The sequence below is a fragment of the Streptomyces sp. ADMS genome (assembly GCF_033441795.1).
Classification (GTDB): Bacteria; Actinomycetota; Actinomycetes; order Streptomycetales; family Streptomycetaceae; genus Streptomyces.
This window is the reverse complement of sequence record NZ_JAVFVX010000197.1, coordinates 1-7,453: the sequence shown is the minus strand read 5'-3', so window position 1 is coordinate 7,453 and position 7,453 is coordinate 1. Positions and strand designations below refer to the sequence as shown.

Genomic DNA, 7,453 nt, shown 5'->3' with positions numbered 1-7,453 from the left:
AGGGGGCGCGCGACGCCGGATGCCGAAGGTCCGCGACCACGGGGCCGAACGTCCCTGTTTGCCGGGGCCGTCGGGTCAGCGCGGTACGCCGGGCACGCGGGCGCGCGCCGGAGTGACGGTGGCCGCGCACCCTTCGTGGCCCGCCCGTCAGTAGGCGGGCACGCCCCGCTCCCTGAAGCGCTCGCGGACGCTGTCGATCAGGGCCGGGTCGGGAACCGGGGTGTCGCGCAGCGGGAAGGGGATGCCGAGGGCCTCGTACTTCGAGGCTCCGAGTTTGTGGAAGGGCAGTACGTCGACCCGCTCGACCGTGCCGAGCTCCGCGGCGAAACGGGCCAGGGCGTCCACGGACCGCGGATCGTCCGTCCAGCCGGGGACCAGCACATAGCGGATCCACATCGGGACACCGAGGCGGTCCAGGCGGGTCGCGAAACTGAGCGTGGGAGAAAGCCGTCCGCCGGTCAGGTTCTGGTAGGTGCCGATGTCGAAGGCCTTGATGTCGAGCAGTACCAGGTCGGTGTCGGCGAGGAGTTCGTCGGTGGCGCGGGCACCGAGAAAGCCGGACGTGTCCAGGGCGGTGTGCAGTCCTGCCTCCTTGCAGCGGCGCAGCACGGCGGCGGTGAAGGCGGGTTGGAGGAGTGCCTCGCCGCCGGTGAGGGTGACCCCTCCCCCTGCCGTGGTGACGAAGGCACGGTATTTCCCGATCTCCGTCATCACCTCGTCGACAGTGGCCTCCCGGCCGTCCCGCATGTGCCAGGTGTCGGGGTTGGCGCAGTACAGGCAGCGCAGCGGGCAGCCGCTGAGGAAGAGGACGAACCGGGTCCCGGGACCGTCCACGCCGGTGGACAGGTCCCAGGAGTGGATCCGGCCAATGGGCGCCTTCAGCGTCGTCGCCTTCACAGCGATCCGTGGAAGGTGCGGCTGATCACGTCGAGTTGCTGCTCGCGGGTCAGACGGACGAAGTTGACGGCATATCCCGACACCCGGATGGTCAGCTCGGGGTACTTCTCCGGGTGTTCCATCGCGTCCTCCAGCACATCCCGGTTCAGCACGTTGACGTTCATGTGGAAGCCGCCGGATGCCGTGTAGGCGTCGAGGATGCCCACCAGGTGGCCCGCGCGCTCCTCGGGGGCGTGGCCCAGTCCCTCGGGGGTGATGGTCGTGGTCAGTGAGATGCCGTCGCGGGCCTGCTCGTAGGGGAGTTTGGCGACCGACAGCGCGGAGGCGGCGACCCCGTGGCGGTCACGGCCGTTCATCGGGTTGGCGCCGGGCGCGAAGGGTTCTCCGGCGCGCCGGCCGTCGGGGGTGTTGCCGGTGTGCTTGCCGTAGACGACGTTCGAGGTGATGGTCAGTACCGACTGGGTGTGTTCGGCGTTGCGGTAGGTGGGGTGCTCGCGCACCTTCGCCATGAAGGACTCCACCAGCCCGACGGCGAGGGCGTCCGCGCGGTCGTCGTTGTTGCCGTACGCCGGGAACTCGCCCTCGGTCAGGAAGTCGACGGCCAGCCCGGTCGCGTCCCGGATCACCTTCACCCGGGCGTACTTGACAGCGGACAGGCTGTCGGCGGCGACGGAGAGCCCGGCGACGCCGCAGGCCATGTAGCGGTGCACGGGGTGGTTGTGCAGCGCCATCTCGATGCGCTCGTAGGCGTACTTGTCGTGCATGTAGTGGATGACGTTGAGCGTGTTGACATATGTCTCCGCCAGCCAGTCCAGGACGCGGTCGTACGCCGCCGACAACTCCTCGTAGTCCAGGTACTCGCCGGCCAGAGGCGGCGCCTCGGGGGTGACCTGTTCGCCGGTCATCTCGTCGCGGCCGCCGTTGACGGCGTAGAGCAGGGCCTTGGCGAGATTGACGCGCGCTCCGAAGAACTGCATCTCCTTGCCCACCGCCATGGCGGAGACGCAGCAGGCGATCGCGGTGTCGTCGCCGGTGCGAGGGCGCATCAGGTCGTCGGACTCGTACTGGACAGCGCTGGTGTCGATGGACGCCTGGGCGCAGAACTCCTTGAAGCCGGCGGGCAGTCGGGGCGACCACAGCACGGTGAGGTTGGGTTCGGGGGCCGGGCCGAGGTTGTAGAGCGTCTGCAGGAAGCGGAAGGAGGTGCGGGTGACCAGTGTGCGGCCGTCGTGTCCGATGCCGCCGATGGACTCGGTCACCCAGGTCGGGTCGCCGGAGAACAACGCGTCGTACTCCGGGGTGCGCAGGAACCGTACGATCCGCAGCTTGATCACGAAGTCGTCGATCAGCTCCTGGGCACGGGCCTCGTCGAGGCTCCCCTCGTCCAGGTCCCGCTGGAGGTAGACGTCAAGGAAGGTGGAGGTGCGGCCCAGCGACATCGCGGCGCCGTTCTGCTCCTTCACCGCGGCGAGGTAGCCCAGGTAGAGCCACTGCACCGCCTCGTGCGCGGTGGCGGCCGGTCGGGAGACGTCACAGCCGTACGAGCCCGCCATCTCCGCGAGCTCGCCCAACGCCCTTATCTGCTCGGCGAGTTCCTCGCGGTCGCGGATGACGTGCTCGGTCGACGGCCGGCCGTCCAGCACGGCCTTCTCGGCGCGCTTGGCCTCGATCAGCCGGTCCGTGCCGTACAGGGCGACGCGCCGGTAGTCGCCGATGATCCGGCCCCGGCCGTAGGCGTCCGGCAGCCCGGTGATGATGCCGACCTTGCGGGCGGTCCGCATCTCGGGGGTGTACGCGTCGAAGACACCGTCGTTGTGGGTCTTGCGGTAGGTCCCGAACACCTTCGTCACGAACGGGTCGGCTTCATAGCCGTACGCCTTCAGACCGTTCTCCACCATGCGCAGCCCGCCGTTGGGCATGATCGCCCGCTTCAGCGGGGCGTCCGTCTGCAGGCCGACGATCAGTTCGCGGTCGCGGTCGATCCAGCCGGGCGCGTGCGAGGTGATCGTCGAGGGTGTCGTGACGTCCACGTCGAGGATGCCCCGGGCACGCTCCTCGGGGAACAGCGAGCTGACCTTCTCCCAGACGGCCCGGGTACGGTCCGTGGGGCCGGTCAGGAACGACGCGTCGCCCTCGTACGGCGTGTAGTTGGCCTGGATGAAGTCGCGCACGTCGATCAGCTCGTGCCAGCGGCTCCCGGCAAAGCCTCGCCAGGGTGTGGTGACCCGGTCGCCGACTGTCACGGTTGTGGTCATCGCCGTTCCTCTCCTGGGTTCGTGTCCTGCACTCGATACTCGTCGTCCGCTGTGGTCACGGGGAGTGCCGGACAGCGCCCACGGGCCGGCCGTTCGGCCCCGGGCACCGAGGGCCGGACGGCCCTGCCGCTGCCCGAACCTGCCCGTCAGTCGACCGTGAGATCCGGGCGGATCAGGGTGCCCGAGCGCCCGTGCACCATCTCGTACGCCGCGTCCAGGGCTCCGATGGCGGCGAGCCCTCCGGTCCGTTCGACGAACCGGGCGGCGGCCTCGGCCTTCGGTCCCATGGAGTTCGCCGGGAAACCCCTGCGGCGCAGCTCGGTGGGGGTGGCGTCGAGGACGGGCTGCTGGGCGGGGGTCCCGTAGTCCTCGTACACGCACGGCACGTCGGTGAGGATGAGCAGGAAGTCGGCCTTCAGGTCCTCGGCGAGCAGGGCGGCCGTGAGGTCCTTGTCGATGACGGCCTCCCGGCCCGTCAACGCGCCGGTGCCGTGGTCCGCGGTGACGGGAACGCCTCCGCCACCCGCGCAGATCACGAGGGTGCCGCTGTTCAGCAGTTCGTGGACGGTGTCGGTCTCCAGGATCCGTTCGGGCGCAGGAGAGGGGACGACGCGGCGCCAGCCGGTGGTGTCCTGCGCGACGTGCCAGCCGCGCCTGCGGGCGAGGACGCCGGCCACCTCCCGGGGGTAGACCTGGCCGACGAACTTGGCGGGCCGGGCGAACGCCGGGTCGTCGGACCGTACGAGGGTATGGGTGACGAGGGTGACGATGGGGCGGCCGGGAAGGACGTCGTGCAGTGTGCAGGCCAGCAGCGAGCCGATCATGCCCTGCGTCTGGGCGCCGAGCAGATGGAGCGGACAGGGGGCGCTGAGGCCGGGGTCGGCCGCGCTCTCCGCGGCGAGCAGACCGATCTGGGGGCCGTTGCCGTGGGTGAGGACGATGTCGTGCTCGTGGGCCAGGGCGGCCAGGGCGGTGGCGACCCGGTCGATGTTGGCCTGCTGGACAGCGGCCTCGGGGCGTTCACCGCGGTGCAGCAGGGCGTTGCCGCCGAGGGCGACGACGATACGCATGGCTTCAGTCCTCCAGGGTGGCGGCGAGTACGGCCTTGATGGTGTGCGGCCGGTTCCCGGCCCGGTCGAAGAGGTCCGGACCGAGGCGGGTGCGGCGGTCGTGCAGGGCCTGCAGGCAGTGCGCGGACTTGACGTCCGCGTTGCCGGTGACAGCCTGCGTCCTCCCGTCGACCTGGTATGGCAGCAGCGACACCTGGAACGCTCCGACGGCACAGACGTACGGCCCCCCGCCGGCACGGCACCCGCTTCGACAGCGCACCGAAGGCCGGCGCGAGCACCGGCGCGCCCGGCGTCACGACGACGAGGACGACCAGCGCGACCGGCCCGTACCGGGCGAGCGCGGAGGGCGGGGCGAAGACTCCCGTGCCGATGACGGTCCCGGTCACCAGCGCGGACCCGGCCGGGGGACCGAGCGTCCTGGGCATGACCGTGCTCCTTGTGCGGGTTGCTGCGGACGGGGCGATTTTCGAACGATGCTTCCGCGCCCCGCCGGATCAGGGCAGCGGCCACCCGGACCCCGCCGGGGTCCCGAAGGTCCCGGTCCGAGAGGCCCGTGCAGCCCCGACTCGCGGTGGCCGCAAGGTGAGTGGCGTGCTCCTGAGCCTCGTCGGCGCCCGGACTTCCGATGGACCGGGCGTGCGGAGGCCCATACGGCAAGGGCAGGCGCCGACGGGCCGCGAGGGTCGCGGCCGCTCTCACCGCAGCACCGGAAGTTACCCCGTCGGTGCCGTATGGCGCGCTCGATGGGCCGGGTGGCCCATGGTCTGCCCGGAGAGTCCGGCACAGGCTGGCCCTGGAAGTCCGTACACCCCGTTGCGGAGGCACACCATGAACGCTTCCCCCGCCCCCGGCCCCAGGGTGCTGCGCGCGCTGTCCGCCGAACACCGTCAGCAGCTCATGCGCGTCGCCCGGGATGTGTCCATCCCCCAGGGAACACGTCTGTTCGACGAGGGTGGACACGCCGACCGCTTCTGGATCATCCGCAGCGGCAGGATCGAGCTCGACATGCGTGTGCCGGGCCGTCGGGCGGCTGTCATCGAGAGCCTCGGGCCCAACGAACTGGTCGGCTGGTCCTGGCTCTTCACTCCGCACGTCTGGCATCTGGGCGCCGCGGCGACCACGCCGGTGCGGGCCTACGAGTTCGACGCCACAGCCGCCCGGTCCATGTGCCAGGAGGACGCGGCCCTGGGCAACGACGTCGCCCAGTGGGTGGGTGGGGTACTCGCCCACCGTCTTCGCGCGGCCAGGACCCGCCTCCTCGATCTGTACGCCCCGTACGGCGCCGGAAGCGCCATCTGACCCGAACACGTGACCAAGGAGTGACCATGCACGGCACCCCGCACATCGTCAGCGATGTCATGACCCACACGGTCGCCGCAGTCGGTCACGGGGCGGCCTTCAAGGAGATCGTGCAGCTGATGCAGGACCGGAAGGTCAGCGCCCTGCCCGTCGTCGAGGGCGGGGGCCGGGTCGTCGGCGTGGTCTCCGAAGCGGATCTCCTGCCCAAGGAGGAGTTCCGCGACAGCGACCCCGACCGGTACACCCAGCTGCGCCGCCTGTCCGACCTGGAGAAGGCCGGCGCGGTCACCGCGGAGGAACTCATGACCTCCCCCGCCCTCACCGTCCGCCCGGACGCCACACTCGCCCAGGCGGCCCGCACCATGGCCCGGGCGAAGGTCAAGAGGCTCTTCGTGGTCGACGCCGCGGGTCGGCTCAAGGGCGTCGTCAGCCGTGCCGACCTGCTCAAGGTCTTCCTGCGCACCGACGAGGAGATCGCCGGGGAGGTACGGCGCGACGTCGTGTCCTGCCTGTTCCCCGTGCCGGACTCGAGCGTACGCGTGCACGTGCGGGACGGCGTCGTGGAGCTCGTCGGCCAGGTCCGGGACACCTCCCTGGTGCCCGTGGCAGCACGGCTGGTCCGCGCGGTCGAGGGGGTCGTGGACGTGAGGTTCGACCTCACCGGACGCGCAGAGCCGAGGGAAGCGCCCGCCGGCGACTCCGAGAACGTCGACTCTCCCTGAACCTGCCGGGACCAGGCGGCCACGCCCGGTCCCGGCAGGCACTGTGGCTCTGCGGCCCCCTCCGGCAAAAGGGCGCAGCTCAGGCCGCCCGCACGGTCATTTGTCCCGCGCCCTGGGCCTGTCGGGGGGGGGCTTCGTGCCGGGGTGTGGGGCCGGTCGGCCCTAGTGCATTCGGCCCGGGCGCGTGATGATCGGCAGCATGGACAGCCCGCAGTCTGTCCTCCGCCGGGGAACGAGGGGTCACCATGCCAGAGCCACGCGCCTTCACCGAGCAGAACCCGATCCGGGTGTTCCTGCTCGACGACCACGAGGTCGTACGCCGCGGACTGGCCGATCTGCTCGACGCCGAACCCGATATCTCGGTGATCGGCGACGCCGGTACCGTCGACCACGCGCTCGCCCGGGGCCCCGCGCTGCGCCCCGACGTCGCCGTCCTCGACGTGCGTCTGCCGGACGGGGACGGCATCTCGGTCTGCCGGGAACTGCGCAGCCAGATGCCGGAGCTGGCCTGTCTGATGCTGACCTCGTTCGACGACGAGGAGGCTCTGCTCGACGCGATCATGGCCGGGGCCTCCGGTTACGTCCTCAAGCAGATCAAGGGCTCCGACCTCGTCTCGGCGGTCCGCACGGTGGCCTCGGGCCAGTCGATGCTGGACCCCGCGACCACGGCCCGCCTGATGCGCTCGCTGCGGGCCGACCCCGCGGAGACCCCCGCCGTGCCGTCCGAGCTGGCGAGCCTGTCGCCGCGGGAGCGGGACATCCTGGCTCTGATCGGCGACGGCCTCACCAACCGCGAGATCGGCAAGAAGCTCTACCTGTCGGAGAAGACCGTCAAGAACCACATCTCCCGGCTGCTGGCCAAACTGGGTGTGCAGCGCCGGGTACAGGCCGCCGTCCTCGCCTCCCACCTGGGGCAGCCCGAGACGGGCGAACCCAGGACCAGATGAGCGGGAGCGGGCGTCTCGGGAGCGGCGTGGGCGCTCGGCCGGCTGACGGGCGCTCACTCCGAGTGTGCCGACCCGCCGTGAGGTGTCGGCCGACGGACGCGCCGTGTTCGGCGCAGGCGACCCGAAGTGGGAGGGTTTCCACCATGACCGGTGGTCGCACGACAAGGTCGCACGCCCCACCCACGGGGTGATCTGCACCGGCTCCTGCTCGTGGATGGTGTACGTCAAGGACGGCATCATCACCTGGGAGCACCAGGCCACCG

At 70.8% G+C, this 7,453-nt stretch carries 8 protein-coding genes; 4 read left to right on the top strand and 4 right to left on the bottom strand.

What is annotated here, in order from left to right; all coding sequences use genetic code 11:
* Positions 1-147: 147 nt before the first annotated feature.
* From pflA to RB628_RS38665, 4 genes are all read right to left on the bottom strand, one after another.
* The gene (pflA, locus tag RB628_RS38680) at positions 148-897 is read right to left on the bottom strand and encodes a pyruvate formate-lyase-activating protein (protein WP_318325338.1); all 750 of its coding nucleotides are present in this window, start codon (positions 895-897) and stop codon (positions 148-150) included.
* Positions 894-3,152, bottom strand: coding sequence for a formate C-acetyltransferase (pflB, locus tag RB628_RS38675; RefSeq protein ID WP_318325337.1), 2,259 nt, complete (start codon positions 3,150-3,152; stop codon positions 894-896). Before pflB ends, pflA begins: the two co-directional genes overlap by 4 nt.
* A 146-nt stretch (positions 3,153-3,298) precedes the next feature.
* Positions 3,299-4,222: a carbamate kinase gene (locus tag RB628_RS38670; protein WP_318325336.1), complete on the bottom strand. Its 924-nt coding sequence runs from the start codon at positions 4,220-4,222 to the stop codon at positions 3,299-3,301.
* 4 nt (positions 4,223-4,226) lie between these two features.
* The gene (locus tag RB628_RS38665; RefSeq protein ID WP_412180796.1) at positions 4,227-4,415 is read right to left on the bottom strand and encodes a hypothetical protein; all 189 of its coding nucleotides are present in this window, start codon (positions 4,413-4,415) and stop codon (positions 4,227-4,229) included.
* 635 nt (positions 4,416-5,050) lie between these two features.
* Here RB628_RS38665 and RB628_RS38660 point away from each other — a divergent pair.
* The 4 genes from RB628_RS38660 to RB628_RS38645 all read left to right on the top strand — a co-directional run.
* A complete protein-coding gene (locus tag RB628_RS38660) occupies positions 5,051-5,521 on the top strand; it encodes a cyclic nucleotide-binding domain-containing protein (RefSeq protein WP_318325335.1) in 471 nt (156 codons plus the stop codon).
* Between the two features lie 26 nt (positions 5,522-5,547).
* On the top strand, positions 5,548-6,243 hold the full coding sequence (locus tag RB628_RS38655; protein ID WP_318325334.1) for a CBS domain-containing protein: 696 nt from the start codon (positions 5,548-5,550) through the stop codon (positions 6,241-6,243).
* 245 nt (positions 6,244-6,488) lie between these two features.
* The gene (locus RB628_RS38650) at positions 6,489-7,190 is read left to right on the top strand and encodes a response regulator transcription factor (protein ID WP_318325333.1); all 702 of its coding nucleotides are present in this window, start codon (positions 6,489-6,491) and stop codon (positions 7,188-7,190) included.
* Positions 7,191-7,254: 64 nt separating this feature from the next.
* Positions 7,255-7,453: hypothetical protein (locus RB628_RS38645; protein WP_318325332.1), on the top strand; the 199-nt coding region annotated here is incomplete at its 3' end.